Raw genomic sequence first — 25179 nt, forward strand, 5'->3', positions numbered from 1 at the left:
CTTCTGCCGAGAACGCGCCATCGCTCCGGTTGCCCGGCCCGATCAGCCCCGTCTTCAGCGATAGTACCGCGGCGGTCCCGTTCACGCAGCGACCGCAGTCGCCGCCGGGAAGTCCGCCCGAGCGGTCCGTGGCGTCTAGAGCCGGCGAACCGTCCTGTCAACCGTCGATCCGGCTGACACATCCGAGACACCGAGGACAGCGATCGTCCGATCCAGTCGCCCGGATCAGCCGTGCCGCCAAAACAGTCCCGAAGACCTCAAGACCACCGTGCCACCCAGTGGGTGGGCCGCGGCGCCCCGTCGGTGAGGTGCTTCTACGAGCCCCCAACCCCGGCGTCAATCGAAAAATCCAGAAAAGTGCGAGAAACGCCGCCACGGGCCGGCGTCGGGCCCTCGCGACCCCGTTCAGAAGAGGGGTGCGCTCGATCTTGCCGTCAAAATCCTTTCTTCACCTGGGCGAGCGCCGAAGCGAGGCCCTCGGCGACGCGCTCACGCTCGGCCGGATCGGCGTCGCGGGCGACGACGACGTGCTCGCGGCGCGAGATCAGGGTGAGGCGGCGCAGGCCGAACTCCTCGTCGTCGAGGCGGGCGAGCTTGGTCCAGAGCGGGTTGAAGCGCCATTCCCGCCGCCCTCCCCGCGGATCGATACGCGCCAGCGAGACTTCGAGGGGCGAGATCGCGACTTCCTCGAACGAGCGCCCGCGCTTGAAGCTGACCTTCAGCGCAACGTAGAGCGCCAGCATGTCGAGGCCGAAGAAGCCGGCGATGGGCCAGAATCCCGCCCGCCAGCAAGCGATCGAGGTCACGAGGGAGACGGCGCAGCACAGGACCATCACGATCCGGAACCCGTCGCGCCCGAGCGATTGGTTGGGTCGAATCACGGCCGTGTAGAGCGGGCGATCCAGGGTCGCCGGGTCGAGGCCGTCGGGATGCGCAGAGAGGTTGCCGCTCACCATGCAGGCAATATAACGCGCCGATGCCCCCCAGAAAGCCCGCCTCGCGCGTTTCCGATACGGATATGCGCCCTTCGAAACCTGACGCAGCCAAGAAGGCGGTCAAGACGGCAGCGGGGAAGCCGGCCGGCAAACCCGGTCAGGCGCGTGCGACCCTCGGCACTGTCCTGAAAGGCAAAGTCGAGACGGCGCCCGCGCCGGTGGACGACGAGACCCTGGTCGCCATCTTCGCGCGGCTGCGCGAAGCCGATCCGGAGCCGCGCTCGGAACTTCAGTACCTCAATCCCTATACGCTGCTCGTCGCCGTGGTGCTCTCGGCCCAGGCCACCGATCGAAGCGTGAACCTCGCCACCGAACCGCTCTTCGCCATCGCCGACACACCGGAAAAGATGCTGGAACTCGGCGAGGAGCGGGTGCGCCACTTCATCCGCACCATCGGGCTGTTCAACACCAAGGCCAAGAACGTCATCGCGCTCTCGCGCATCCTTTTGGAGCGACACGGGGGCGAGGTGCCGCGCGACGCCGCCGCGCTGGAGGTGCTGCCCGGCGTCGGCACCAAGACCGCGAGCGTGGTGCTCAACGTCGCCTTCGGGGTGCCGCGAATCGCGGTGGACACCCACATCTTCCGGGTCTCGAATCGGATCCCGCTGTTCCCGGCGGCGACGACCGACAAGGTCCAGGCCGGGTTGGAGGCCCGCGTGCCGGAGCCCTACCGGCTCAACGCGCATCACTGGCTGATCCTGCACGGGCGCTACACCTGCAAGGCGAGACGGCCGGATTGCCCCCGCTGCCGGATCGCGGATCTGTGTGGCTACCCCTCCAAGACGACGGACCTCACGCCCATATCGGGCTGACGCCGTCCGGCGCACCGGCTCCCGCCGCAGCCCTGCAGGCATTGCCGTGCAAGGCCAACGCGTTGTGCTGCAAAGCCCGTTCCGGTACAGAGATGATACGGCGGCCGGGACTATTTCCCGCGGACTGTTCGGGTCCCAGGGAAGGGCTCCGTCCGTCCACCCGCCAGACGGGTCGCCGCGCCGCGGATTCGCTTCACAGGCCAGTTCGGAAGGAGCCCCGGCCCCATGGACTTCCTCAAACCACGGTACACGCCTATGAACCGCCGCCGTCGCATCTACGAGGGCAAGGCGAAGGTCCTCTACGAGGGACCCGAGCCGGGGACGCTCATCCAGCACTTCAAGGACGACGCGACCGCCTTCAACGCGAAGAAGCACGAGGTGATCGATGGCAAGGGCGTGCTGAACAACCGGATTTCCGAGTTCGTTTTCCAGCACCTCAACGACATCGGCGTGCCGACGCACTTCATCCGCCGGCTCAACATGCGCGAGCAGCTGATCCGCGAGGTCGAGATCATCCCGCTCGAGGTGGTGGTGCGCAACGTCGCCGCCGGCTCGCTGGCGCAGCGCCTCGGCCTGGAGGAAGGCACGCAGCTGCCGCGCTCGATCATCGAGTTCTACTACAAGAACGACCAGCTCAACGACCCGATGGTGTCGGAAGAGCACATCACCGCCTTCGGCTGGGCGACGCCGCAGGAGATCGACGACATCATGGCGCTGGCCATCCGCGTCAACGACTTCCTGTCCGGCCTCTTCCTCGGCGTCGGCATCCGCCTCGTCGACTTCAAGATGGAGACCGGGCGCCTGTGGGAAGGCGACCTGATGCGCATCGTCGTCGCCGACGAGATCTCCCCGGATTCCTGCCGTCTGTGGGACATCAAGTCCTCGGACAAGCTCGACAAGGACCGGTTCCGCAAGGATCTCGGCGGCTTGATCGAGGCCTACACGGAAGTCGCCAAGCGGCTCGGCATCATGTCCGAGAACGAGAAGGTGCAGGCCGGCGGGCCCCGTCTGGTGCAGTAACCGCCGACCGCGGCGCGGCCGGCGCGAGGCCGGTCCAGCCGCGCCGCAGGCGGATATGGGTCGAGAGATCCGGGTCGAAGCCCGGATGATAATGGGGGTCCTGCGCCAGCAGCGGCCCCCATCGCTTTTCGAGCGCCGCGATCTCTTCGGCGTGGCGGGCGGCGGCCTGCGGCGAGGGGCGGCGGCTCGCCGATTCGCGGTGGTGGAGCCTCGCGCCGCCGACATAGAGCGTGCGCAGGCCCGCCGCGTTCAGGCGCAAACAGAGGTCGAGATCGTTGAAATCGACCGCGAAGGTCGGATCGAAGCCGCCTACCTCCCCAAATTTGCGCGTCTCGATCACGAGACAGGCAGCCGTCACCGCGGCGACGGAGCGGGTCGCCCGCAACCCCGAAAGATAGCCCGGCGCGTCTCCTGAGAAGTGTCGGTGGCCGTGGGTGGCGAGCCCGCCGGTGCCCAGCACGATGCCGCCATGCTGGATGCGGCCCTCGCCGTCGATCAGCCGGGCGCCGACGGCGCCGATCTCGGGGCGCAGGGCTTCGCGCACCATGCGTTCCAGCCAGTCGGGACGCTCGGCCTCGACATCGTTGTTGACGAAGGCGAGCAGGGTTCCCCGGGCGGCGTGGGCGGCGCGGTTGTTGATGGCGGCGAAATCGAACGGACCGGCGCAGTCGAGGATGCGCGCGGCCCCCGCGGCGCGAAGCTCGTCGAAATAGGCGAGCGTCTCCGGCTCCCGGCTGCCGTTGTCGCAGATCAGAATGTCTTTCGCCGGCCAGTCGGTTCGGGCGCGCAGGCTCTCGATGCAGGGGCGCAGCAGGTCGAGTCGGTCGCGGGTCGGCACGATCAGGCTGACGAGGGGGCGCGGCACCGGCAGGGGCCGCTCCAGGCGGATCACGCCGTCGGGCTCGACGAAGGCGAGGGTGTCGCCCTCCCCCCTCCGGTCGAGGTCGCGCCGCACGGCCTTGAGGCGGGCGCGGCGGGTCTCGGCGCGGGCCCCCTCCCCTCCCCCCTCGGCGGGCAAGGCCGAGAACGAGAGGAGGCGCGGCAGGTGGCGCAGGGCGCGCGGGCCGAGGCGGGCGGCGAGGTCGAGGGCGATGTCCGATGCAGCGGCACCGGGCACGGGCTCGATCGCCGCCGCGCTCGCCCGGCGCAGGGCGAGAACGGGCCCGAGCCAATCGACCGCGCGCAGGAAATCCGGGTCGAAGGCAGGGCGCAGGAGCGGCAACCAGGGGCCGCCCGGCCGGATGCGGACGAGGGCGTCGCCGTAGAGGGCGTGGATCGACGGGTCCGCGAAGGCGGCGGCGATGGCTTCCGCCGCACCGTCGACGAGGGTGTGGCCGGGGCCGGCGAGGAGAACGAGCGGCGTGCCCGCGGGGGCGATCCGCACGGTGCCGTCCGCCATGGGCTCGATCCGCTCGATTCCGTGACGTGCGAGGCTCGCGTCCGGCTCGGCAGGCGGCACCGGGCCGGGCCACCGGAGGCGATGATGCGCGCCGGTCAGCGCGGTCAGGGCCGTGGCGGCCCGCACCCGGCGGCCGGTCAGTCGGGCGATCAGGATCGGCACCAAGCGCGACGGATGCCCGGCCGCGCCGACGATACGCCTGAAAAGGCTCGGGGCAGTCTCGGCGGCGAAGAGCAGGGCGTCGGGGAGCGGCGCGCCCGTCATTCGAGATCCTCGCCGAAGGTCGTGAGCGACAGGGCGGGGTGGTAGAACGGGTCGTGGCGGATGATGTCGCGCCAGCGTTCCGCAAAGGCGGAAGCCTCGCGCTCGAACAGTCGGCGGGCGGCGCCCGACGGACGGCCCCGGCTCACCGATTCGAGGTGGGACAGGACGGCGTGGGGCGTCCAGACCGTCTTCCAGCCGGCCGCCCCGAGGCGCAGGCAGAAATCGACATCGTTGAAATCGACCGCGAAGGTGGCGGCGTCGAAGCCGCCGACCGCGCGGTACTTCTCCGCGCCGACGGCGAGGCAGGCGGCGGTGACCGCAGAGACCTCGTGGGCGACGCCCAACCGGCAGAGATGGCCCGGCGTATCGGCGGGACGGCGGCGCAGGATGTGACCGGCCTCGCCGCCGAGGCCGACGACGACGCCGGCATGCTGGAGACGCCCATCGCCGTAGAGGAGTTTTGCGCCCACGGCGCCGACCTCCGGCCGCACGGCCTCGGCGACCAGGGCGTCGAGCCAGTCGGGCCGCAGCACGGCCACGTCGTTGTTGAGCAGCACGAGGATGTCTCCGCGCGCGACCGCGGCGCCCCGATTGACCATCGCGGCGAAGTTGAACGGTTGCGGAAACGCTTCGATGCGCACGCGGCCGTCGCCCCGCAACCGCTCGTAGAGCGCCAGCACCGCCGGATCGGTCGAGCCGTTATCGACGATGACGAGTTCGATCGCCGGATAGTCGGTCCGCCCCAAGATGTCCCCCGTGACGCGGGTGATCAGGTCGGGGCGGTCGCGGGACGGGATGACGACGGTGACGAGCGGCGCGGGCTCGGGCCGGGGACGGTGCAGGTCGAGGATTCCGCTGCGCAGGATCGGGCGCGCGGGGTCGCCCGCTGCGGACAGCCGCGCTTCGAGGAGAGCGGAGCGCTTCGCCGTGTCGTCGGGCAGGTCGGCGCGCCGACACAGGATGCGCGGGAGATGGACGACGCGGGTCGCACCGGCGCAGTCGAGATCGAGACTCGTCGCGAAGGCGTCGGCGGCGCCGACCGGGCGCGCGGGCAGCCCGGCGAGGAAATTGCGGGCGACGAGGGCCGGGCCCCCGAGGAAGCCGGTGACGCGGGCGAGGTCGGGGCTCCAATCCGGCTTGAGCCGGGGCACGGGATCGGCGGCGCCGATCTCTTCGTCGGCATAGATCAGATCCGGGTTCGCCTCATGGAACGCCGCCGCCAGAAGGGCGAGGGCGTGCGGCGCGAGGCGGTCGCCGGGTTGCAGGATCCCGAACAGATCGGCCTCACCGCAGAGGGAGAGTGCCGGGGCGTCCGGATCCCAGGCGGTGAGATGGATGCGCGGATCCGCGGCGATTCCGGCCTCGGCGCCGGAGAGACGCAGCGTCCAATGCGTATGGCTTTGCGCCGTCAGCGCCGCGAGCGTGTCGGCCACCGCCGCGGCCGACGCGCCCTCCGCCGCGAGGACGAGGCGGATGCCGATGTCCGGGGCGGGCTTGTCCGGCGCAGGCGGCGTGCCGCGGGCTGCCCGCCAAGCGGCGTAGCCGGACAGGGGCGTGACCGCGCAGGCGCCGCGCAGGGAATCGCGCCAGCGCCGCTCGTCGCGCCGCAGGAGCGCGCGCAACGCCCCGGCGGCGCGCAGGGGACGCTTGGCGAGGCATTCGGCGAAGACGTGGCGCGCGCTTCGCACGCCGACCCGCTCCAGCTCGAAGCCTTCGCCTCCGGCGATCTCGATTCCCTCGCAATCGGCGGGGACGTAGCCGAGCCAGACGGCGCCGCCGAGGGCGATGCCCGGCAGGACGAAGCGGTCGATGCGCCCCCTCGCGCGGCGCAGGCGCAGCAGCGGGCGCTGCGGCCGGGCGCGCACCGGCATCGTGTAGCGCAGCACGATCCAGCGGCCCGCCACCTCGGGCGGCAGGACGAGACGGCGATCGAAGAGCGGGTCGTCGTTCGCGATGAAGGAGAAGGGCGTCTCACGGCCCTGCCATGCACCGGCCGCCGGGGCGGAGCCGTCCTTGGGGTTCGTCAGGCGGCCGCTCCCCGGGCGGGGCGACCGGCCGTCATTGACCCGGCACCGGGGCTTCGGTCTGAGCCGCTTCGGCGGCCGCCGGGGCAGACTTGCGGCGGCGCGCGACCGGGGCAGCCTTTCGGCCGGCCAGGGTCACCTCGATGTCGTAGCCCCAGGCCTTGTCGGCGGGCACGACGAGATCGTTCTCGATCAGACTCGCCTCGCCCTGGGCGGTGCCGGCGGCTATCGGGATCGTGACGCGGTGGGGTCGGCTCATCACCGGCTTGTCGCCATACGTGATCGAGACGGTGACCGGCGCGTCGAAGCGGCCGGGAGCGCCCGCAGGCCCGAGCATGGCGCGCAGCTCGACGCCGACCCGCACCGAGACCGAGCCGTCGCCCATTGCCCGGCACTCCCGGCTGAGGCGCGACACCACGATCTGATGGCGCAGGCGGGTGTTGTCGCCGGCCGCTCCCGCAAACGACTGGATCGCGGCGCCGCCATCCGGCACGAACACGTTGGGGCAATAGACGTCGTTGGGGTCGAACGCCTTCGGGGCCATGAGACTGCCGCCTCCGCCGCCGCCCTCACCGCTGCCGCCACCGAACATGTTCTTGAAGAAGCCGCCGGACTCGGCCTGCGCGCCGCCGGTGAGCGCCAGCCCGATGATCGCGGCGAGCCGCGCCGTCGTGGTCATCCCGCGCATGCCGTTTCCCTCTTACTTCAGGGCATCGAAGCCGGGGCCGAATCCCTTCATCGAGACCGGGATGCCGACTCCCTCTTCCGGAGTCTGGAACACGCTGAAGGTCGCCTGCGCGCCGTTCTTGAGCGAGCGGATCAGGCCGTCGTCCATCACGACCTCGGCGACGCAGCCGGTGGTCAGGCAGCGCACGAAGCTGGCCCGGCCGATATCGGTCTGATCGATCTTGAGGCCGAGGCCGGAGGGCAGGAGCACGCCGAGCGGCGCCACCACCCGCAGCAGGTAGCCGCGGTTGTCGGCCGTCTTGAGGATGATGACGACCAGCGTCAGATTTGGCCGATCCTCGGCCGCCACGTACTGCACGAGGGCGCATTGCTCGGCCTTGGCGCCGGCGGGCGTCTCGCAGCGCAGCTGCCAATCGTCGAAGGTGTTGCGCACGGTGCCCTGCGCCGCGGCCGGGCCGACCAGGAGCAGACCCGCGCCGGCCGAGAGAGAGGCCAGGGCGAGACGGCGCCCCGCAACCGACCGCATCGCCCGACCCAGGTCCGAAAACACACTCACGCGCCAGTCCCTCGCCGCTCTCGCCCCCATCCCGCGAAAGCCCGAGGGTGGGACCATGCGGGTCACCCGGTGTCAAGCAATCGCGGCGAGGATGTGTCACGGGGCAATCGCGGCGAGATCACCCCGCATCCTGTCGGGCCTCGGATGTCGGCGGCTACCGCCGGGACGCCGCCTGCTCTACATAATGGTCAAGCTCGCCCTCACCGGGATCCACACCATGCGCCGCCTCGCCCTCTCGGCTCTTCTGCCGGCTCTCCTCATCGCCGGCAGCGGAAGCGCCTTCGCCCTGTCGCTGCCCTTCGAGGAATCGACCTACCTGCCGCCGGAGGCGACCACGACCTACGTGGAGCGCTCCCTCAACCATCAGGCCCCGCTCACCATCGAGCACCCGCCGGTCGAGCGGAATCCGCGCGGGCGCCGGGGCGATTCCGCGGCCATCGCCGGCTTCTGCCGCGACGGCGGCACGATCATGCGCCGCGACGAGCTCGGCCGCCCGGCCTATCTCCGGCAGCGCGAGGTCTGCGACAACGTCTCCCCGCGCCAGATGTGGCCCGGCCACGTCGATCCGCGCCCGGCCTGGCCGGCGGAGCGGGCGCGCGTGCGCAGCCGGGCGATCGTGACGAAGTACTGAGACCGGCCTCGAACACTTGCCTTCTCCGGAAGCCGCGAGCGGCTTTCGGGCCGATGCCGGATCAGCCGTAGCGGTGCAGCTCCGAGCCGTGCCGCTTCAGCCACGCCTCCGCCGCATCGACGTTCGGGCAGAGTTCGTGCGCCAGCGCCCAGAAGCGGGCCGAGTGGTTCATCTCGCGCAAGTGCGCCATCTCGTGGGCGACGAGGTAGTCCAGCACGATCGGGGGCGCGAGGATCAGCCGCCAGGAAAAGTTCAGCTCGCCCTTCGCGGTGCAGGAGCCCCAGCGGCTGCGGGTGTCGCGCAGGGTCAGCCCGGCCGGGCGCCGGCCGAGCCGGTCGGAATAGGCAGCGATCGCCTCCGACAGGTCGCGCCGGGCCTCGCGCTGCAGGAACTCGCGCACGCGGCGGGGCACGTGCGGCGCCTCCCCCGGCACCGTGACGGTGGCGGCCTCCGGATCGACCTCGACCGTGCCGCGCCCCTCGCGATGAATCAGCGCGTGCGGCACGCCCCGCAGGGGGATCGTGGCGCCGGGCACGAACGGCACCCGTTCGGGGATGCGGGCGAGGCGGGCGGCGATCCAGCCGCCATGGGCTTGCGCGAATTTCTGGGCCGCCGACAGCGAGGAGCGGGTCGGAAGCGTCAGGATCACCGCGCCGGTCGCGCTCGACACCCGCAGGGTCAGGCGGCGGGCCGTCGGGCGCCGGAGGACGGCGATGCGGAAGGTCCGGCCGTCGTGGTCGATCTCGATATGATCCGGATCGGGCCGTCGCAGGAGCGCGCGCAACATGGAGGGGACGTTAACCGGCGGGCGCCGCCCGAACCATCCCGCCCGAAGCCCGTTCACGTGATTTTCGGCACCCAAGCCACGCCGATCAGGCGGGATTTGCCTGCATCTCGCGGATGAAGGCGGCGATGCGCGGGGCGATGACCGCGCGGAAGCGCGAGCCGTTGAACACGCCGTAATGCCCGACCTTCTCCTGCAGGTGGTAGGCCTTGCGGGAATCGGGCAGATTCGGCGTCAGGTCCAGCGCCGCCTTGGTCTGGCCGACGCCGGAGATGTCGTCGTTCTCGCCCTCGACCGCGAGGATCGCGCAACGGCGGATCGCCGAGAGATCGACCGGTTGGCCCCTGTGCCGCATCAGGCCGCGCGGCAGGGCGTGATCGACGAACACCGTCTGCACCGTCTGGAGATAGAACTCGGCGGTCAGGTCCATCACGGCGAGGTACTCGTCGTAGAACTCGCGGTGCTTCTCCGCCGAATCACCGTCGCCGGTGACGAGGTGGTGGAACATGTCGGAATGGGCCGTGACATGCCGGTCGAGGTTCATCGCCATGAAGCCCGACAGTTGCAGGAAGCCCGGATAGACCCGGCGCAGGGCCCCCGGATTGGGCGGCGGCACCACCGTGATGCAGTTTTTCTCGAACCAGCCCATGCCGCGCTCCTGGGCGAGGCAGTTCACGGCGGTGGGCGAGCGGCGGGTGTCGATCGGTCCGCCCATCAGGGTCATCGAGACCGGGACGGCGGGATCGTTCTCGGCCTCCATCAGGGCCACCGCGGCGAAGACCGGAACGGCGGGCTGGCACACCGCCATCACGTGCAGATCCGGACCGAGGTCGCGGAACATCGCGGTCAGGTATTCGATATAGGTGTCGAGATCGAAGCGGCCTTCCAACAGCGGCACCATGCGGGCGTCCGACCAGTCGGTGATGAACACCTGATGGTTCGGCAGCATCGCCTCGACCGTGCCGCGCAGGAGCGTCGCGTAATGGCCGGACATCGGCGCCACCACGAGGAGCTTGGGCTGCGGCTCCGACGGGCCCCGGGCCAGCGCCCGCTCGAAGGCGATGACGCGGCAGAACGGCCGTTCCCACACCACGCGCTCGAACACCGAGGCGGATTGCCCCTCGACGTTCGTGGTCGCAATGCCGAAATGCGGCTTGCCGTAGCGCCGGGTCGCGCGCTCGAACATCTGCAGCGCCGCCGCGGTCGAACGGGCATAGGGGCCGTAGGCGAAGGGGTTGCCGGGATGTTCCAGGCTGTGCCGCGTCATGTCCGCGGCGAGGCGGGCGGGCGCCAGCATCGCGCGCGCCGTCTCGTACCAAGCGTAGGCCAAGTCCATCTCGTCGCTCCCCTTCGCGACCGTCTTCGCGCCTCTCTTAACCGATGTTGGTTTCGAGCGGACCCCGGATTTTCGGGTGCGGCGCCGCGACACCCATTTCCGACGCCGCGCGCGACCCTATCGTCTGCCGCACCATGATCGATGCTGCCCCCGAAATCGGCCGACCGGCCGGCCGCCACCTGCGGCTCGACACCTTCGTCCGGCTGCGCTGGCTCGCGCTCACGGGCCAGAGCGCGGCGGTGGTGGGCGCGCAGTTCGGGCTCGGGCTGAACCTGCCGTTCGGCTGGTGCTTCCTCGTCATCGCGGCCTCCTGCTGGCTGAACCTCGCGCTGCGCATCCGCTTTCCGGCAAGCTACCGGCTCAGCGACGATTCGGCCGCGCTGCTGCTCGCCTTCGACATCGTCCAGCTCGCCGCCCTCCTGTTCCTGACCGGCGGACTGCAGAACCCGTTCTCTCTGCTGTTCCTCGCCCCCGTGCTGATCTCGGCCACCGCGCTCCCGCCGGACCGCACGCTGGCGCTCGGGCTCCTCGCGGTCGGGCTCGCGACGCTGCTCGCCCTGGTCCACCGGCCCCTGCCCTGGTTCGCCGACGGGCGGATCGAACTGCCCTTCCTCTACGTGTCGGGGGTCTGGACCGCGATCCTGCTCGGCACCGCCTTCACCGGCGTCTATGCGTGGCGAGTCGCCGAGGAGACCCGCCAGCTCGCCCAGGCGCTGGCGGCGACCGAACTCGTGCTCGCCCGCGAGCAGCACCTGTCGCAGCTCGACGGGCTGGCGGCGGCCGCCGCGCATGAACTCGGCACGCCGCTCGGCACCATCATGGTGGTGGCCAAGGAACTCGACCGCCTGCTCGGCCCCACCGCCACGCCGGAAGTCGCCGAGGATCTGGCGCTGCTACGCGATCAGGTGTCGCGCTGCCGCGGCATCCTCTCGAAGCTGACCTCGCTCGGCGAGGACAACGAGGAGGGCGAGGGCTTCCTCCAGACCGTCACCTTCGGCCACGTCGTCGAGGAGCTGGTGGCGCCGCAACGCGCGCTCGGCGTCGCGGTGGCGGTGAAGAAGCAGGGCGAGGGGCCCGAGCCGGTCTGCCGCCGCAACCCCGGCGTCATGTTCGGTCTCGCCAATATCGTCGACAACGCGGTCGACTTCGCCGACACCCGCGTCGAGATCGAGGCGCGCTGGAACCTCGACCGGGTCTGGCTCACCATCCGCGACGACGGCCCGGGCTTCCCCAGCGAGGTCCTGTTGCGGGCCGGCGAACCCTACGTGACGACCCGCGGCCCGGAACGCTCGAAGGGGGGCGCGCGGGGCGCGGATGCCGGCGGCGACGCTGTCGGCGCGGGCCTCGGTCTCGGGCTGTTCATCGCCAAGACCCTGATCGAGCGCTCGGGCGCGCAGCTGGTCCTATCCAACATCACCGGGGCCGACGACCACGGCGCATTGGTGCGGGTGTCCTGGGCTCGTCACATTTTCGAGAGGGACGTGATTGCGGCGCAGCCTGTTGCGCACAATTCTCTACGACCCCTGCCAGAACGCGATGCCGCACCCATATAAAACATTCAGATGAATGCGAGCGATGAGGAGCACCGCATGCTGACGCAGAGCGGGACGTCGGTGCCGAGCCAGGACACCGCCTTCCTTTCCGAAACCGATCCCCTGTCCGCCTTCTCCGACCGCAGCCTGCTGATCGTGGACGACGACAAGCCCTTCTCCACCCGCCTCGCCCGGGCGATGGAAGGCCGCGGCTACGCCGTGCAGGTCGCCGAGAGCGTCAGCGAGGGCGTCGCCGCCGTCGAGGCCAGGGCGCCCGCCTTCGCCGTGATCGACATGCGCCTCGGCGATGGCAACGGCCTCGACGTGATCGCCCGCCTGAAGGAGCGCCGGCCCGAGGCCCGCGGCGTGATCCTGACCGGCTACGGCAACATCGCGACCGCCGTGACGGCGGTGAAGCTCGGCGCCTTCGACTACCTCGCCAAGCCGGCGGACGCGGACGAAATCCACGGCACGCTGATGGCGCAGCCGGGCGAGCGGGCCGACCCGCCGGAGAACCCGATGTCGGCCGACCGGGTGCGCTGGGAACATATCCAGCGGGTCTACGAGCTGTGTGGGCGCAACGTCTCCGAGACGGCGCGGCGCCTCAACATGCATCGCCGCACCTTGCAGCGGATCCTGGCCAAGCGCGCCCCGCGCTGATCGCGCAATACGATGGAAACAGGCCGGCGCCGACGCGCCGGCTTTTTTTATTCCCGATCGGGCCGCACCCAAGCCCCGAATATTGTGCCTCGGGATCCGTGGCGGCAGAGGTCCAGGCCGGAATCGTCAGGCTTTTGTTTCCCGATGTTACCGGTTCCCCTCCGGCGAAAGTCAGATTTGCGCCCCGACGTCCCCGTGTCATGCGCCGCTGACAGTTGCGCGGAGCATGAGCGTCGGGCTAGTCCGTGCGCGACCGGACTCGAACGGACCGCCTGCGCATGCGCAACATGATCACGATTCTGAGCCTGATGGTGCTCGTCGGAACGGAAGTGTTCGCCGCCGCCATCGCGGCAGGCTGGGCGCTCGCCGGCTTGTTCGACCTCGGCGACACCGTGGGCCACGTGCTGATGGGCCTGTTCAGCCTGCTGGCCGCCTGGATCATGCTTCAACTCTGGCAGCGCGCGGTCAAGGCCGAGCCGCTGCGGCCGGTCAAGGGCTCCTGAGGCGCTCGCAGCGACGTCGCGCAACCGTCGTCCGTTCGCGCCTCAGAGGTTCTCCGCTCTTCCCCGGTGCCGACGAACCGGCATCCGTCGCGTATCTCAACCGAGTGCCCATCATGAAAGCCCGCATCGTCGTCACCTTGAAGTCCGGCGTCCTCGACCCTCAGGGTAAGGCGATCGAGGCGGCGCTGAAGTCGCTGAGCATCGACGACGTCTCGGGTGTCCGCCAGGGCAAGGTGTTCGACCTCGAGATCGCCTCCGAGAACCGGGAGCAGGCCGAGGCGACGCTGAAGGCAGCCTGCGAGAAGCTGCTCGCGAACACCGTGGTCGAGAACTACACGATCGAGATCGCCTGATGCGCGCGGCCGTCGTCGTCTTCCCCGGCTCGAACCGCGACGGCGACGTCGCCCGGGCCCTGACCCGCTCCGGCGCCGACGTCGTCAAGGTCTGGCACGCCGAGACCGAGCTTCCCGCCGGCACCGACCTCGCCGTCGTCCCCGGCGGCTTCTCCTACGGCGATTACCTGCGCTGCGGCGCCATCGCGGGGCGCGCCGCCGCCATGGACGCGGTGCGGGCGCACGCGGCCCGCGGCGGGCTCGTGCTCGGCATCTGCAACGGCTTCCAGATCCTGTGCGAATCGGGCCTGCTGCCCGGGGTGCTGATGCGCAACGTCCAGCGCCGCTTCATCTGCCACCGGCAGTTCCTGCGGGTCGAGCAGACCGACACCCGCTTCGCCTCGGCCTATCGCAAGGGCCAGGTGATCGATGTCTGCGTGGCGCATGGCGAGGGCAACTACTTCGCCGATGCCGACACGCTGGCCCGGCTCGAGGGCGAGGGCCGCGTCGCCTTCCGCTACTGCGACGCCGCCGGCACCCTCACCGAGGACGCCAACCGCAACGGCTCGCTCAACTCCATCGCCGGCATCTATTCGGAGCAGCGCAACGTGCTCGGCATGATGCCCCATCCGGAGAACTTCGTGGACGATCTGGTCGGCGGCACCGACGGACGCGGGTTGTTCGACAGCCTCGCTGCGTAAGCCTCATCTCGACGAAAAAAGCTCCTCCCTCGCGGGAGGAGCTTTTTTGTTGCCTTCGGGCAAGGGCTGGAACGCGTCGATTTCCCCTCACGCCGCCATTGCGAGGCGGAGCCGAAGCAATCCAGGGCTCCGAACGCTCCGGAGAGGTCGCGCCGCTGGATTGCTTCGCTCCGCTTGCAATGGCGGAAAAATCAGTCGGCCTTCGCGACGCCGTCCGGACCGACCTTGATCTCCTTCGAACCGTCGGGGAGCGCCACCGAGATCTCGTACTCGACCGCGTTGCCCTCGCGCTCGACCTCGGCCTCGTAGGCCTTGCCGCCGCCGGCCTTCTGCTCGGCGATTTTCAGCGCGTCCTTCAGAGAAACCTTGGCGTTGTTGAAGTCGGCCACCTTCAGGCGGGTGAAGTAACGCTCGAACGGCTGGTTCTCGCTCTTGTAGAGCTCACCGGTGTCGGCGTTGATGCCGTGCTCGACCAGCTTGCCGTCGGGATAGACGACCTTGATGCTGTAATGAGCCGGGTTCTTGCCGTCGGCGAGTTCGAAGTCGGCGTCGATGGCGCGACCGCCGGCTTCCTTGCCCTCGGCGGTGGCGATCGCCGTGGCGAGGCTGGTCTTGGCGAGCGGAGCGGCCTGCCACTCCTTCATGTCCTTGCCGGCGGCCGTCGCCGTGCCGGAGGCGGCGGGCTTGTCGGCCGGAGCCGTGGTGGTCGTGTTGGTCTGGGCCGAAGCGAAGCCGGCGGAGAGCGCCACGAGGGCGGCGGCGGTGGTCAAACGCGTGAACATGGCGGGACTTTCCTTCTGGCGAGGCCCTTATCGGGTCGCTGGAAACGCCAATCCCGCCCGTTGGTTGCCGCGCAGCAACAACAGGATTTTACATAGGATAGGGAACCTTTTGCCGCTTACGCAGCAAGTTCAGTGTCCCTCGAACTCCATGAGGGTGCGGACGGTCACGCCGAGGTCGCGCAGGCGCTGGGCGCCACCGATCTCCGGCAGGTCGATGACGAAGCAGGCGGCCACCACCTCGGCGCCGAGCTGGCGCAGAAGGTTCACCGCCGCGGTCGCCGTGCCGCCGGTGGCGATGAGGTCGTCCACCAAAATCACCCGGTCGCCGGGGCGGATGGCGTCCACGTGAATCTCGATCTCGTCGGTGCCGTATTCGAGGGCGTAGGCGGTCGAGACGGTCTTGTGGGGCAGCTTGCCCTTCTTGCGGATCGGCACGAAGCCCGACGAGAGCTGGTGCGCCACCGCGCCGCCGAGGATGAAGCCGCGCGCCTCGATGCCGGCCACCTGATCGATCCGCCCGCCCGCGAAGGGATGCACCAGCGAATCGACCGCCCGCCGGAACGCCCGCGGGTCGCTCAACAGGGTGGTGATGTCGCGGAATATGATGCCGGGCTTCGGGTAATCGGGAATCGAGCGGATCGATTCCTTGAGGGCGGAGTGGCGGCGGGCTTCCATGCTCGGACTCGCTTTTTTCGAAGACTTGCCGCGGGTTAGATCAGATGGCGGCGTGGAGGGCCAGCGGCCGGGGAAAGGTCGCGTTGCCGAAACGCTGAAGCGATCCGAGCCTTACCCGCCACCGCCGTCATTCCGGGGCTCGCCGAAGGCGAGAACCCGGAATCCACCCGTGATGCGCGGCTTCGGTCGGGGTCGCGGCCCGTCGTGGATTCCGGGTTCCGCTGCGCGGCCCCGGAATGACGGCGGTGGCGCTCAGGACGCGTTGGCCTTCCGCAGCAGCGCGACCAGCTCCCGTTGCAACACTTCGTTGCCGCAGGCGACCGAGCGGGCGGCCAGCGGCTCGGCGCCGCCATCGGCGCTGGAGACGAACCCGCCGGCCTCGCGCACGAGGATGATGCCCGCCGCGATGTCCCAGGTCTGGAGATCGCGCTCCCAGTAGAGATCGGTGCGGCCGCAGGCGACGTAGGCGAGATCGAGCGCCGCCGAGCCGAAGCGACGGGTGCCGCCGGAGACCGCCATCACGGCGGCGACTTCCTTGAGCAGGCGCCCGTGGCTGCCGCGGCCGAGATAGGGGGTGCCGTAGGCGACCAGGGCGTCGGCGAAATCCTGGCGGCCGGAGACGCGCAGGCGGCGGTTGTTGAGATAGGCGCCCTTGCCGCGCTCGGCGATGAACAGCTCGTCCTTGATCGGATCGTAGATCACGCCGGCCACGATCTGCCCGTCGCGCTCCAGCCCGACCGAGATCGCGAAATGCGGGATGCCGTGGAGGAAGTTGGTGGTGCCGTCGAGGGGATCGACGTGCCAGGTGTGGCTCTTGTCGGTGCCCTCGATGTTGCCGGTCTCTTCCAGGATGAGGCCGTAGCCGGGACGCGCCTTCATCAGCGCCTCCTTCAGCACCTCCTCGGCCTTCCGGTCGGCGGCGGAGACGAAGTTGCCGGGGCCTTTCCGCGAGACCTGAAGATTCTCGATCTCGCCGAAATCGCGCTTGAGCCCGCGGGCGGCCTTGCGCACGGCATCGACCATCACGGTCATGAGGGGAGAGTTGATCATGCGATTCGGCTCAGGGCCCCGGACGGGCGCGCTCTTTGGATAGCGGGGAAATGATTCTCGGCCCGGTTCTATACGGGTTGGCGCCGCATGCCATGGCTCTTCCGCAGATCGGGCATGTCGCGAGACCGCAAAAGGCCTCAGCCGGCGAGGGTTTGCAGCAGAATGCGGGTTTCGGCCTCGGAATCGGCCGCGCGCATCAGCCCGCCCATCACGGCGATCCCGGCCGCGCCCGCGCCGAGGCAGGCGGGTGCCTGCGCCGCCCCGACGCCGCCGAGCGCGAAGACCGGGATCGGCAGGCCGCGGCAGGCTTCGAGGGCAGAGAGGCCCAGGGCCGGGCCGTAGCCGGGCTTGCTGGCGGTCGGAAAGATCGGGCTCAGGGTCGCGTAGTCGGCACCGGCTTCCGCCGCGGCGGCGACCTCAGTGGGGCTATGTGCCGAGACGCCGATCGGGGCCTTCGGACCGAGCGCGGCCCGCGCCTGCGCGATGTCCGCCGCCGTCGCCGCGCCGCCGAGATGGACGCCGTGGGCACCCGTTTCCGCGGCGAGCGCGACATCGCCCCCGATGACGAGACGTCCACCGAGAGGCGCCAAAGCGGCCAAAACATCGAGGGCGAAGGCCCGGCGGGCCGCGCGGTCGAGGTCGCGGTCGCGCAGCCAGACGAAGCGGGCGCCGCCCGACACCGCCGCCCGCACCGTCTCGGCGAGCGGCCGAGGCGCGCCGTGCCGGTCGGTGACGACGAGGAGCGGCGGCAGGCCGAGGCCGGTCACGATCCGACGAGGCCGAGCTGTGGGCTCGACGGCTCGGCCCGGCCGCGGCGGGGGATGCGGCCGGCGAGATGCGCGAGACGGCCCGCCTCGACGGCGTGGCGCATGGCGCCCGCCATCCGCACCGGATCGTCCGCCTTGGCGACCGCGGTGTTGATGAGGCAGGCCGCCGCCCCGAGTTCCATGGCGATCACCGCATCCGAGGCGGTGCCGATGCCGGCATCGACGATCACCGGCACCTTGGCCCGACGGCAGATGAGTTCGATGTTGGCCGGGTTGGCGATGCCCATGCCGGAGCCGATCAGCGAGCCCATCGGCATCACCGCGGCGCAGCCGATGTCGGCGAGCCGCTCGCAGATGACGGGATCGTCGTTGCAATAGGGCAGCACGGTGAAGCCGTCGTCCACGAGGTGGCGGCAGGCCTCCATCAGCTCGGTGACGTCCGGGTAGAGCGTCTCGCGGTCGCCGATCACCTCGACCTTGATCCAGTCGGTCCCCAGCGCCTCGCGGGCGAGCTCGGCGGTCATGATCGCGTCCCGCGCCGTCTCGCAGCCGGCGGTGTTGGGCAGGAAGCGGGCCCCTTTGAGCTTCTGGAACGTGTCCGAGCCGTGGCCCTGGAGCGAGACCCGGCGGATCGAGGCGGTGACGACCTCGGCGCCCGAGGCGCGCACCGATTGCGCCATGATCTCCTGGCTCGGATAGCCCGCGGTGCCGATGAACAGGCGCGAACTCAGTCGAACGCCCGCGATCTCCAGGGCGTCGTCGGCGAGAGCGGGATGCAGCGTGGTGTCGTGATGGTTCATGGCCTCAGCCTCCCTGCATGGCGCGGACGATCTCGATGCGGTCGCCCTCGTTGATCGTCGTCTGCCCCCAGGCGGCGCGGCGCACGACGCGGCCGTTGACCGCGATGGCGATGCCTTCGGGGCTCTCGATGCCCCGCTCCTCGGCCTCCGCGGCGAACAGGGCGGCGAGATCCGAAGCCTCCCGCTCGCAGGCCTCTCCGTTGACGGTCAGCCTCATGCGACGGCCCTCCCCTCGCCCGTCGATGGGAAGCGCGCCCGGCCGAAGCCGCGGGCGAAGTCCGGCAGCGCACCGTCCTGAACCAGGGCGGCGACGGCGTCGGCGGTGGCCGGCGCCAGCAGGTATCCGTTGCGGTGGTGGCCGGTGGCGACGACGAGGCCGCGGGCGGCCTCCTCGATGATCGGCGCGTCGTCGTCCGAGGTCGGGCGGAAGCCGCTCCACACCGCCTCGACCTCCATCTCCTCGACGCCCGGCAGGATACGTCGCGCCCCTTCGAGCAAGGCGAACAGGCCGCCCGCTGTGACGCCGGGCTTGAAACCGCAATCCTCCACCGTGGCGCCGACGATGAGCCCGCCATCGCCCTTCGGCGCCATGTGGACCTCGGCGGTCCAGACCATGCCGGAGAGCGTGCCGGTGCGCCGCGTGGTGCGGAGCGCCAGCGACTGCCCCTTGAGCGGCCGAACCGGGAGAGCGAGGCCATCGGGCAGCAGCCCGGGCTGCCCGCTCCAGGCGCCGGCGGCGAGAATCACCGTTTCGGCGGAGATCGTGGTCTCACCGGCCCGCACCCCGACGACCCGGCCGCCGCGGCGCTCCAGGCCATCGACCGCGGTTTCCTCGATGATATCAACGCCCGCTGCCTCGCAGGCGCGCAGCAGGGCCGCCATGACGAGGCGGGGATCGACCTGGGCGTCCAGCGGACAGAGGATGCCCGCGGTCACGTTCGGGCGCAGCAACGGCTCGCGGGCGCGGACCTGGGGGCCGCTCAGCCACTCGGCGGCGACGCCGGAACGTTTCTGGAGATCGTAACGGAAGCGCAGGCGCTCGACCTCGTCGCGGCCGACCGCCAGCACCACGGTGCCGTCCTCGCGATAATCGATATCGGTGCCCGATGCTGCCCGAAGCGCATCGCGAAAACCCGGCCAGCGATGCAGCGATTCGAGCGCCAGCGGCAGCAGGTGGTCGGAGCCGGGCTCGTGCTCGGCGGCCGGCGCCAGCATGCCGGTGGCGGCGAGGCTCGCGCCGTCGCCGACGCGGCCACGCTCGATCACCGCGACGGAGCGGCGGCCTTGCGCCAGCCGCCACGCGATCGACAGGCCGATCAGCCCGCCGCCGACCACGACGACATCGGCGCGCGGAGGCAGAGTTGCGAAGCGAGGGCGCGCGTCGAGGCCGCGCCGCCGCTCGAACGGGGAAATCAAGGTCTCGGACATCGCTACGCCGTCCGCGGGGTTGCCCGCAGGAACTGGATACCGTGCGCTTCCGATGAAGCGGGTCCGCCTCGCGGCAACCCTTCAGGTCCAATCCCTACGCCGGTATGAGCCGGATCAGGTTCGAAGGATTTCCGCGCTGCCGGTGACGGCTCTAGCGGTTTCTCAGCCCCTTGGCGGGGATCTCCCTGGAACGATTTTCGATGTGGGCCCACGGGCGCCGCGGGTCAATCCCCCGTCACAACGGGATCGTGTCGCTGTCACGCGGGGCGCCGATCGGCCCGGCCGTCGCCCCTCAGCCCTCGGCCCCCTGAAGCAGGCGCGCCGCAGCCGCGCGGGCCTCGTCGGTGATGGTGGCGCCGGCCAGCATCCGGGCGATCTCCTCCCGGCGCGCCTCCGCGGCGAGGCCGACGACCCGGGTGGTAACACGCTCCTCGGCCTTGCCCTTCGCCCTGGCCGCCCCCTTCACGGCATCCTTCACGGTATCCTTGGCGATGCGGAAATGCGTGCCGGCCCGCGCCGCCACCTGGGGGGCGTGGGTGACGGCCACCACCTGAACCTGCGCGGCGAGCCGCCCGAGGCGGGCGCCGATGGCGTCGGCCACCGCGCCGCCGAGGCCGGTGTCGATCTCGTCGAAGATCAGCGTCGGGGCCGAGCCCTTGCCGGCGAGCACGACCTTGAGCGCCAGCATGAAGCGCGAGAGTTCGCCGCCGGAGGCGACCTTCATCATCGGGCCGGCGCGGGTGCCCGGATTGGTCTGGGCCCAGAACTCGACCCGCTCGGTGCCGGCGGCGTCGCGCGAGGTCTCGTCGACGCTGATCTGGGTGATGAAGCGGGCGCCCTCCAGCTTCAGCGGCGGCAGCTCGGCCTGGACCGCGGCGTCGAGCGCCTTGGCGGCGCGGCGGCGCCCGTCGCCGAGTTTTTTCGCGGCTGCCGCGTAGGCGGCTTCCGCCGCGTTCTGCTCGGCCTCCAAACCCGAAAGTGCCTTCTCGCCCGCGTCGAGCGCGGCGACGTCGGCGTCGTAGCGGCTGCGCAGGTCGGCGAGGTCGTCGGCCGGCACCGCGTATTTGCGCGAGGCGGCGCGCAGGGCGAACAGCCGCTCCTCGACCCGCTCCAGCTCACGCGGATCGAACTCGGCGGCGAGCACCGCCGCGTCGAGCGCCGTGCGGGCCTCGTCCAGCGCGGTCAGCGCCGCGTCGAGGGCCGCGATGCTCGGCTCGACCAGGCTCGGCACGGTGGCGGCGCGGCGCTCCAGCTTGCGCACGGCGGACGACAGGTGCGGCACCATCGAGCCCGAGCCGCCGACGAGGTCGAGCGCCTCGTTCAGCTCGCGGGCCACCTTCTCGCCCTGCTGCATCAGGGTGCGGCGCTCGGCCAGACTCGCCTCCTCGCCGGCCTGCGGATCGAGGGCGCCGAGTTCCTCCACCGCGTGGCGCAGGAAGTCGGCCTCCTTCTGCGCGGCTTCCACGCGGGCGCGCTGCTCGGTGAGCGCCGTGCGGGCGGCGCGCACGCGCTTGGCCGCCGCCGCGACCGAAGCGAGCGGCCCTTGCAGGCCGCCGAAGGCGTCGAGGATGGCGCGGTGGGTGGTGGGGTCGGCGAGCGCCCGGTCGTCGTGCTGGCCGTGGATCTCCACGAGCGCCGTGCCGATCGCCCGCATGGTCTGCACGCCGACCGGCTGGTCGTTGACGAAGGCGCGGGTGCGCCCGTCGGCGAACTGGGTGCGGCGCAGGATCAGGTCGCCGTCGGTGTCGATCTCGGCCGAGGCCGCGATGGCGCGGGCGGGGTGATCCAGGGCCACGTCGAACACCGCGGTGACGCCGCCCTGCGCCTCGCCGTGGCGCACGAGCCCGCCATCGCCGCGTCCGCCGAGGGCGAGAGCGAAAGCGTCGAGGAGGATCGACTTGCCCGCGCCGGTCTCGCCGGTGAGGACCGTGAGCCCCCCGGAAAAGGCGAGGTCGAGCTTGTCGATCAGAACGATGTCGCGGATCGCGAGCTGGACGAGCATGCAGGCGGCGCCGGGGCCCATGAACGGGAATTCGGGCCGGTGTAGCCGCAAGCGGCCGGAACTTCACCCGGAAAGTAAGGGGCGCCGGGTCGCGGGGCCGGGACGGCGCGCGCACCGCCCCGCGCGGCACCGCTCCGGTTGATCCGGTCCCGGACTTGGTGTCTCTGAGCGTCCGTCACGAAGCTCCCCATCGCGGTCGCTTTCGATCCGGCACGATGGGCGCCGCGAGACCGAGCGAAACGGCCGAGGACGGGGAGACCGAGGAAGCCGCAACCGACCGGAATCCGCCCATCGGCGGAGGGAAGACGTTCATGCGTATCGTCGCCGTCAGCCGCATCCTCGATGAGGTCGACATCATCGAGGCGTTCATCCGGCACAGTGCGGCCTTCGTCGATCACCACATCGTCCTGGACAACGGCAGCTGCGACGGCACGATCGAGGTGCTGAAATCGCTGGCCGCGGAAGGCCTGCCGCTGACGGTCTACCGGTCCCCTTCGATCTGCTTCTCGGAGCGGGACATGAACAACTGGCTCTACGACCAAGCCGTCCGCCAGCACGATGCCGACTGGGTCGCCTGTCTCGACGGGGACGAGTTCTACGACGAGCGCGGCCTGCCCGGCGGGTTGCGGGCCACCCTCGCCGCGTTGGAGAACTCGCGCGAGAACGTCGTGGCGGTCCGCCTGCCCTGGGCCCATTACAACTACACCCGGAAGGACGACGCCTCCGAGCGGATCGTGCCGCGCCGCATCACCCATCGCGCAGAGGTGTCGAAGGATTACAAGGTCATCGTCAGCTGGCGGCTCGCCAAGGAGAAGGGGCTGGTGGTCGAGGGGCAGCACGGCGTGCAGCTGCCCCCAGAGAGCACCGGCAAGGTGGTGACCGAGGAGCGGGCCTGGATCGCCCATTTCTCGGAGCGGAACCCCGCCCAATACGTCACCAAGTTCGTACGCGGCTGGGCCAAGGTCCTATCGGCCGGGGAGCATGCCCGCGCCCAAGGGTTCAATGGGCATTATCGCGGCCCGTTCGAGCTGCTGCGGGACCGGCCGCACAAACTTTTGCGCTCCGAGGCCTTCCTGACCCGCAAGAACGAGGGCCGCAACGCCGTGAACGATCCGATGGATTACCGCGGCGGGCCCCTGCGCTACACGCCGCCCTACGATCCCGAGATGCAGGCGGTCCGGGCGCTCGTCGGCTATCTCTCGGCGGTGACGACCCGCTACGGCGAGCTTCTGGACGCGGTGCCGGAGGCGAGGGCGCATTCGGAGAGCATCGAACGGCGCATCGACCGGCTGTTCTGAGAGACGCTCGCGGATCGTGCCGCCTCGGCTCGTTCCCGAAAGCCTGTTTCCACCTTCCGGGCCGATGCTCCAACCAAAAAAGCCGGCCGCGCCTCAGAGGCGGGCCGGCTTTCGGGACGAGGCCCGATCGTTAATCCGCCGAGGCGGTCTTCTGGCCCGTCACGCTGCGGAAGGCGCGGCTCAGCCAGGAGCCCTTCTCCTCGCGGGGCTCCAGGCCGCCGGTCTGCAGGAGCGCGTAGGCGTCCTTGTACCAGGGGCTGTCCGGGAAGTTGTGGCCGAGCACGGCCGCGGCGTTCTGCGCCTCGCCGGTGATGCCGAGCGCCATGTAGGCCTCGACCAGACGCTCCAGCGCCTCCTCGGTGTGGCGAGTGGTCTGGTACTTCGAGATCACGTCGCGGAAGCGGTTGATCGCCGCCGGAAACGAGCGCTTCTCGAGGTAGAAGCGGCCGATCTCCATCTCTTTCGCCGCGAGCTGGTCGCGGGTGATCTGGATCTTGGCCTTGGCGTCGGTGGCGTATTCGGAATTCGGGTATTTCTGGACGAGTTCGGTCAGGGCCACGAGGGCGCGCTCCGAGCGCTCCTGATCGCGGGTCGCGTCCGGGATCTGCTTATATTGCGACATCGCCATCAGGTACTGGGCGTAGGCCGCATCCTTGCTGGCGGGATGGCGCTGGAGATAGCGCTTCGAGGCGTTGATCGCGTCGTCGTACTTCGCGCCTTCGTAGTTCGAGTAGGCGGTCATCAGCAGCGCTTTGCGCGACCAGTCGGAATAGGAATACTGCTTGTCGAGCTGATCGAAGGACTTGGCCGCGCCATCGAAGTCGCGGTCCTCCATCTTGGCGAGGCCGTCGCTGTACAGCTTGTCGGCCGGCGTGTCGGCGACCACCTCGGGCTTGTACTTCTCGGCGAACAGGTTCGTCGGGTCGAGGGCGTCGCAGCCGCCGAGGCCGACCCCGAGGCTGAGGAGCACGGCCGCCATCGCGCCACGGGTCGGGAAGGTCAGAGGCATCGCGGTCAAATCCCTGTCAGGCACGGGCCACTTCGGGAGCGGCACGCGTCCTACGCGCAGGCTCTAGCGTTGAAGTCCGATTCTGGCGCGAAAGCGGCAGGTTCCGACGAGACGTTAAGGAATCCCGTGCGGCGCGCCGGAGCGGCGGACCTGTGTCTTGGCGGTTACAGTTCGGCGGCGAAGGCGGCCAGACCGAGGGCGGTGCCGTACTCGGCCCGAGCGGGCTCGCGGCGGGTGCCCTGGCCCTCGACGATGGCGTAGTTCGCGCGGTCGGCGAACAGGGCCTGGAGGATGCCGACATTCATGCGGTGGCCGCCGCAATAGGAGCGGTAGGCGCCCTGGATCGGAAGGCCGGCCAGCGCGAGGTCGCCGACGGCATCGAGGAACTTGTGGCGGACGAACTCGTCCGGATAGCGCAGGCCCTCGGGGTTGACGACCGCGGTTTCGCCGACGGCGACCGTGTTGTCGAGGGAGGCGCCCAGCGCGAAGCCGGCTTTCCAGTAGCGCTCGACGTCCTTCATCATGCCGAAGGTGCGGGCGCCCGCGATCTCCTTGCGGTAGGCGGCGGGCGTCAGGTCCATCGCCTTGCGCGAGCGGCCGATCACCGGGGATTCGAAGTCGATCTCGACGTCGAGGCGGAAGCCGCGGTCGAGCGGGCGGAGTTCGGCGAAGGCGCGGCCCTGCTCGATCCGGACCGGCTGGAGCACCTTGATCCAGCGGCGCGGGGCGCCGCAGGTGGTGACGCCGACGCCGTCGATCGCTTGGACGAAGAGGCGGGCGCTGCCGTCGAGGATCGGCATCTCGGGTCCGTCGATCTCGACCAGAGCGTTGTCAATGCCGAGCCCGTAGAGGGCGGACATCAGGTGCTCGATGGTGGCGACGGCGCCGGTCTCGTTGTCACCGATGACGGTGCAGAGTTCGGTGGCGGAGACGCAGGCGTAATGGGCCTTGATGAGCCGGTCGTTGCCGGTGGGCGTCCCGGTGCGGAGGAAGGCGATGCCGTGATTGGCGGGAGCGGGATGGAGAACGATCTCCGCCGGGTTCCCGGAGTGGACGCCGATCCCCGTGAGGGTCACGGACGCCTTGATGGTTGTTTGTTGGTTCGTCCGCATACCTTAGCCCTCGGCCAGGA

Annotated in this window: 26 protein-coding genes and 1 riboswitch; of the genes, 9 read left to right on the forward strand and 17 right to left on the reverse strand. The window is 70.3% G+C overall.

The window, feature by feature from the left end; all coding sequences use genetic code 11:
- Nucleotides 1-434: 434 nt before the first annotated feature.
- The gene (locus BM140_RS05180) at nucleotides 435-956 is read right to left on the reverse strand and encodes a DUF2244 domain-containing protein (RefSeq protein ID WP_091942760.1); all 522 of its coding nucleotides are present in this window, start codon (nucleotides 954-956) and stop codon (nucleotides 435-437) included.
- Between the two features lie 62 nt (nucleotides 957-1018).
- On the opposite strand from BM140_RS05180, the gene nth reads away from it, so the two are divergent.
- Both nth and purC read left to right on the forward strand, forming a co-directional pair.
- Nucleotides 1019-1807: an endonuclease III gene (nth, locus tag BM140_RS05185; protein ID WP_091942762.1), complete on the forward strand. Its 789-nt coding sequence runs from the start codon at nucleotides 1019-1021 to the stop codon at nucleotides 1805-1807.
- A 225-nt stretch (nucleotides 1808-2032) separates the two neighbouring features.
- Nucleotides 2033-2827, forward strand: coding sequence for a phosphoribosylaminoimidazolesuccinocarboxamide synthase (gene purC / locus BM140_RS05190; protein WP_012452496.1), 795 nt, complete (start codon nucleotides 2033-2035; stop codon nucleotides 2825-2827).
- On the opposite strand, the gene BM140_RS05195 is transcribed toward purC, so the two are convergent.
- From BM140_RS05195 to BM140_RS05210, 4 genes are read right to left on the reverse strand one after another with little or no spacing between them, the layout of a single operon-like run.
- Nucleotides 2775-4490 carry a glycosyltransferase family 2 protein gene (locus BM140_RS05195; protein ID WP_091942764.1) on the reverse strand — a complete coding sequence of 572 codons (1716 nt, stop codon included), beginning with the start codon at nucleotides 4488-4490 and terminating at the stop codon, nucleotides 2775-2777. The genes purC and BM140_RS05195 overlap by 53 nt on opposite strands.
- A complete protein-coding gene (locus BM140_RS05200; protein WP_091942766.1) occupies nucleotides 4487-6517 on the reverse strand; it encodes a glycosyltransferase in 2031 nt (676 codons plus the stop codon). Before BM140_RS05200 ends, BM140_RS05195 begins: the two co-directional genes overlap by 4 nt.
- A gap of 31 nt (nucleotides 6518-6548) precedes the next feature.
- Entirely contained in the window at nucleotides 6549-7202 is a 654-nt protein-coding gene (locus BM140_RS05205; protein ID WP_342030020.1) for a hypothetical protein, read from the reverse strand.
- Nucleotides 7203-7214: 12 nt separating this feature from the next.
- Nucleotides 7215-7727, reverse strand: coding sequence for an invasion associated locus B family protein (locus BM140_RS05210; protein ID WP_091943285.1), 513 nt, complete (start codon nucleotides 7725-7727; stop codon nucleotides 7215-7217).
- A gap of 247 nt (nucleotides 7728-7974) precedes the next feature.
- Here BM140_RS05210 and BM140_RS05215 point away from each other — a divergent pair, with 247 nt between their 5' ends.
- Nucleotides 7975-8388 carry a hypothetical protein gene (locus BM140_RS05215; protein ID WP_091943287.1) on the forward strand — a complete coding sequence of 138 codons (414 nt, stop codon included), beginning with the start codon at nucleotides 7975-7977 and terminating at the stop codon, nucleotides 8386-8388.
- A 61-nt stretch (nucleotides 8389-8449) separates the two neighbouring features.
- Here the strand turns inward: BM140_RS05215 and BM140_RS05220 are convergent, their stop codons facing one another.
- Both BM140_RS05220 and BM140_RS05225 read right to left on the reverse strand, forming a co-directional pair.
- Nucleotides 8450-9175 carry a M48 family metallopeptidase gene (locus tag BM140_RS05220; protein WP_091942768.1) on the reverse strand — a complete coding sequence of 242 codons (726 nt, stop codon included), beginning with the start codon at nucleotides 9173-9175 and terminating at the stop codon, nucleotides 8450-8452.
- A gap of 85 nt (nucleotides 9176-9260) precedes the next feature.
- Nucleotides 9261-10508: a polyhydroxyalkanoate depolymerase gene (locus BM140_RS05225; protein ID WP_091942770.1), complete on the reverse strand. Its 1248-nt coding sequence runs from the start codon at nucleotides 10506-10508 to the stop codon at nucleotides 9261-9263.
- Nucleotides 10509-10642: 134 nt separating this feature from the next.
- Between BM140_RS05225 and BM140_RS05230 the strand changes: the two genes are divergently transcribed.
- The 5 genes from BM140_RS05230 to purQ all read left to right on the forward strand — a co-directional run bounded on the left by BM140_RS05230 (nucleotide 10643) and on the right by purQ (nucleotide 14236).
- Entirely contained in the window at nucleotides 10643-12061 is a 1419-nt protein-coding gene (locus BM140_RS05230) for an ActS/PrrB/RegB family redox-sensitive histidine kinase (RefSeq protein ID WP_091942772.1), read from the forward strand.
- A gap of 36 nt (nucleotides 12062-12097) precedes the next feature.
- Entirely contained in the window at nucleotides 12098-12700 is a 603-nt protein-coding gene (locus tag BM140_RS05235) for an ActR/PrrA/RegA family redox response regulator transcription factor (protein WP_091943289.1), read from the forward strand.
- A gap of 278 nt (nucleotides 12701-12978) precedes the next feature.
- Entirely contained in the window at nucleotides 12979-13203 is a 225-nt protein-coding gene (locus tag BM140_RS05240) for a hypothetical protein (protein ID WP_091942774.1), read from the forward strand.
- A gap of 113 nt (nucleotides 13204-13316) precedes the next feature.
- Nucleotides 13317-13556: a phosphoribosylformylglycinamidine synthase subunit PurS gene (gene purS / locus BM140_RS05245; protein WP_091943291.1), complete on the forward strand. Its 240-nt coding sequence runs from the start codon at nucleotides 13317-13319 to the stop codon at nucleotides 13554-13556.
- Nucleotides 13556-14236: a phosphoribosylformylglycinamidine synthase subunit PurQ gene (purQ, locus tag BM140_RS05250; protein ID WP_091942776.1), complete on the forward strand. Its 681-nt coding sequence runs from the start codon at nucleotides 13556-13558 to the stop codon at nucleotides 14234-14236. The genes purS and purQ overlap by 1 nt, the downstream gene beginning before the upstream one ends.
- Before the next feature lie 191 nt (nucleotides 14237-14427).
- Here the strand turns inward: purQ and BM140_RS05255 are convergent, their stop codons facing one another.
- The 8 genes from BM140_RS05255 to recN all read right to left on the reverse strand — a co-directional run bounded on the left by BM140_RS05255 (nucleotide 14428) and on the right by recN (nucleotide 21740).
- Nucleotides 14428-15018: a PepSY domain-containing protein gene (locus BM140_RS05255; RefSeq protein WP_091942778.1), complete on the reverse strand. Its 591-nt coding sequence runs from the start codon at nucleotides 15016-15018 to the stop codon at nucleotides 14428-14430.
- Nucleotides 15019-15147: 129 nt separating this feature from the next.
- On the reverse strand, nucleotides 15148-15693 hold the full coding sequence (locus BM140_RS05260) for an adenine phosphoribosyltransferase (protein ID WP_091942780.1): 546 nt from the start codon (nucleotides 15691-15693) through the stop codon (nucleotides 15148-15150).
- Between the two features lie 252 nt (nucleotides 15694-15945).
- On the reverse strand, nucleotides 15946-16743 hold the full coding sequence (locus tag BM140_RS05265) for an inositol monophosphatase family protein (RefSeq protein WP_091942782.1): 798 nt from the start codon (nucleotides 16741-16743) through the stop codon (nucleotides 15946-15948).
- Nucleotides 16744-16880: 137 nt separating this feature from the next.
- Nucleotides 16881-17510, reverse strand: coding sequence for a thiamine phosphate synthase (locus BM140_RS05270; RefSeq protein ID WP_244535306.1), 630 nt, complete (start codon nucleotides 17508-17510; stop codon nucleotides 16881-16883).
- Nucleotides 17507-18310, reverse strand: a complete 804-nt coding sequence (thiG, locus tag BM140_RS05275) for a thiazole synthase (protein WP_091942784.1) — start codon at nucleotides 18308-18310, stop codon at nucleotides 17507-17509. The genes BM140_RS05270 and thiG overlap by 4 nt, the downstream gene beginning before the upstream one ends.
- A gap of 4 nt (nucleotides 18311-18314) precedes the next feature.
- Nucleotides 18315-18527, reverse strand: a complete 213-nt coding sequence (gene thiS, locus BM140_RS05280; protein ID WP_091942787.1) for a sulfur carrier protein ThiS — start codon at nucleotides 18525-18527, stop codon at nucleotides 18315-18317.
- Nucleotides 18524-19738: a glycine oxidase ThiO gene (gene thiO, locus BM140_RS05285; RefSeq protein ID WP_091942789.1), complete on the reverse strand. Its 1215-nt coding sequence runs from the start codon at nucleotides 19736-19738 to the stop codon at nucleotides 18524-18526. Before thiO ends, thiS begins: the two co-directional genes overlap by 4 nt.
- Nucleotides 19739-19811: 73 nt before the next feature.
- Nucleotides 19812-19934, reverse strand: a riboswitch (TPP riboswitch).
- A 96-nt stretch (nucleotides 19935-20030) separates the two neighbouring features.
- A complete protein-coding gene (recN, locus tag BM140_RS05290; protein WP_091943295.1) occupies nucleotides 20031-21740 on the reverse strand; it encodes a DNA repair protein RecN in 1710 nt (569 codons plus the stop codon).
- A 311-nt stretch (nucleotides 21741-22051) separates the two neighbouring features.
- Between recN and BM140_RS05295 the strand changes: the two genes are divergently transcribed.
- Nucleotides 22052-23038: a glycosyltransferase family 2 protein gene (locus BM140_RS05295; protein WP_091943297.1), complete on the forward strand. Its 987-nt coding sequence runs from the start codon at nucleotides 22052-22054 to the stop codon at nucleotides 23036-23038.
- Nucleotides 23039-23168: 130 nt separating this feature from the next.
- Here the strand turns inward: BM140_RS05295 and BM140_RS05300 are convergent, their stop codons facing one another.
- Both BM140_RS05300 and lpxC read right to left on the reverse strand, forming a co-directional pair.
- Nucleotides 23169-24047 (reverse strand): outer membrane protein assembly factor BamD, encoded by an 879-nt coding sequence (locus BM140_RS05300; RefSeq protein WP_091942791.1) that lies wholly within the window; start codon nucleotides 24045-24047, stop codon nucleotides 23169-23171.
- Nucleotides 24048-24211: 164 nt separating this feature from the next.
- Nucleotides 24212-25159, reverse strand: coding sequence for a UDP-3-O-acyl-N-acetylglucosamine deacetylase (gene lpxC, locus BM140_RS05305; protein ID WP_091942794.1), 948 nt, complete (start codon nucleotides 25157-25159; stop codon nucleotides 24212-24214).
- Between the last annotated feature and the right edge of the window lie 20 nt (nucleotides 25160-25179).

This window comes from Methylorubrum salsuginis, from assembly GCF_900114375.1.
Lineage (GTDB): Bacteria > Pseudomonadota > Alphaproteobacteria > Rhizobiales > Beijerinckiaceae > Methylobacterium > Methylobacterium salsuginis.

Excerpts from the sequence above, each read along its gene's own strand:
- BM140_RS05180 (WP_091942760.1), bottom strand. The coding sequence starts at position 956 with ATGGTGAGCGGCAACCTCTCTGCGCATCCCGACGGCCTCGACCCGGCG.
- nth (WP_091942762.1), top strand. The coding sequence starts at position 1,019 with ATGCGCCCTTCGAAACCTGACGCAGCCAAGAAGGCGGTCAAGACGGCA.
- purC (WP_012452496.1), top strand. The coding sequence starts at position 2,033 with ATGGACTTCCTCAAACCACGGTACACGCCTATGAACCGCCGCCGTCGC.
- BM140_RS05195 (WP_091942764.1), bottom strand. The coding sequence starts at position 4,490 with ATGACGGGCGCGCCGCTCCCCGACGCCCTGCTCTTCGCCGCCGAGACT.
- BM140_RS05205 (WP_342030020.1), bottom strand. The coding sequence starts at position 7,202 with ATGCGCGGGATGACCACGACGGCGCGGCTCGCCGCGATCATCGGGCTG.
- BM140_RS05210 (WP_091943285.1), bottom strand. The coding sequence starts at position 7,727 with ATGCGGTCGGTTGCGGGGCGCCGTCTCGCCCTGGCCTCTCTCTCGGCC.
- BM140_RS05215 (WP_091943287.1), top strand. The coding sequence starts at position 7,975 with ATGCGCCGCCTCGCCCTCTCGGCTCTTCTGCCGGCTCTCCTCATCGCC.
- BM140_RS05220 (WP_091942768.1), bottom strand. The coding sequence starts at position 9,175 with ATGTTGCGCGCGCTCCTGCGACGGCCCGATCCGGATCATATCGAGATC.
- BM140_RS05225 (WP_091942770.1), bottom strand. The coding sequence starts at position 10,508 with ATGGACTTGGCCTACGCTTGGTACGAGACGGCGCGCGCGATGCTGGCG.
- BM140_RS05230 (WP_091942772.1), top strand. The coding sequence starts at position 10,643 with ATGATCGATGCTGCCCCCGAAATCGGCCGACCGGCCGGCCGCCACCTG.
- BM140_RS05235 (WP_091943289.1), top strand. The coding sequence starts at position 12,098 with ATGCTGACGCAGAGCGGGACGTCGGTGCCGAGCCAGGACACCGCCTTC.
- BM140_RS05240 (WP_091942774.1), top strand. The coding sequence starts at position 12,979 with ATGCGCAACATGATCACGATTCTGAGCCTGATGGTGCTCGTCGGAACG.
- purS (WP_091943291.1), top strand. The coding sequence starts at position 13,317 with ATGAAAGCCCGCATCGTCGTCACCTTGAAGTCCGGCGTCCTCGACCCT.
- purQ (WP_091942776.1), top strand. The coding sequence starts at position 13,556 with ATGCGCGCGGCCGTCGTCGTCTTCCCCGGCTCGAACCGCGACGGCGAC.
- BM140_RS05255 (WP_091942778.1), bottom strand. The coding sequence starts at position 15,018 with ATGTTCACGCGTTTGACCACCGCCGCCGCCCTCGTGGCGCTCTCCGCC.
- BM140_RS05260 (WP_091942780.1), bottom strand. The coding sequence starts at position 15,693 with ATGGAAGCCCGCCGCCACTCCGCCCTCAAGGAATCGATCCGCTCGATT.
- BM140_RS05265 (WP_091942782.1), bottom strand. The coding sequence starts at position 16,743 with ATGATCAACTCTCCCCTCATGACCGTGATGGTCGATGCCGTGCGCAAG.
- thiG (WP_091942784.1), bottom strand. The coding sequence starts at position 18,310 with ATGAACCATCACGACACCACGCTGCATCCCGCTCTCGCCGACGACGCC.
- thiS (WP_091942787.1), bottom strand. The coding sequence starts at position 18,527 with ATGAGGCTGACCGTCAACGGAGAGGCCTGCGAGCGGGAGGCTTCGGAT.
- thiO (WP_091942789.1), bottom strand. The coding sequence starts at position 19,738 with ATGTCCGAGACCTTGATTTCCCCGTTCGAGCGGCGGCGCGGCCTCGAC.
- recN (WP_091943295.1), bottom strand. The coding sequence starts at position 21,740 with ATGCTCGTCCAGCTCGCGATCCGCGACATCGTTCTGATCGACAAGCTC.
- BM140_RS05295 (WP_091943297.1), top strand. The coding sequence starts at position 22,052 with ATGCGTATCGTCGCCGTCAGCCGCATCCTCGATGAGGTCGACATCATC.
- BM140_RS05300 (WP_091942791.1), bottom strand. The coding sequence starts at position 24,047 with ATGCCTCTGACCTTCCCGACCCGTGGCGCGATGGCGGCCGTGCTCCTC.
- lpxC (WP_091942794.1), bottom strand. The coding sequence starts at position 25,159 with ATGCGGACGAACCAACAAACAACCATCAAGGCGTCCGTGACCCTCACG.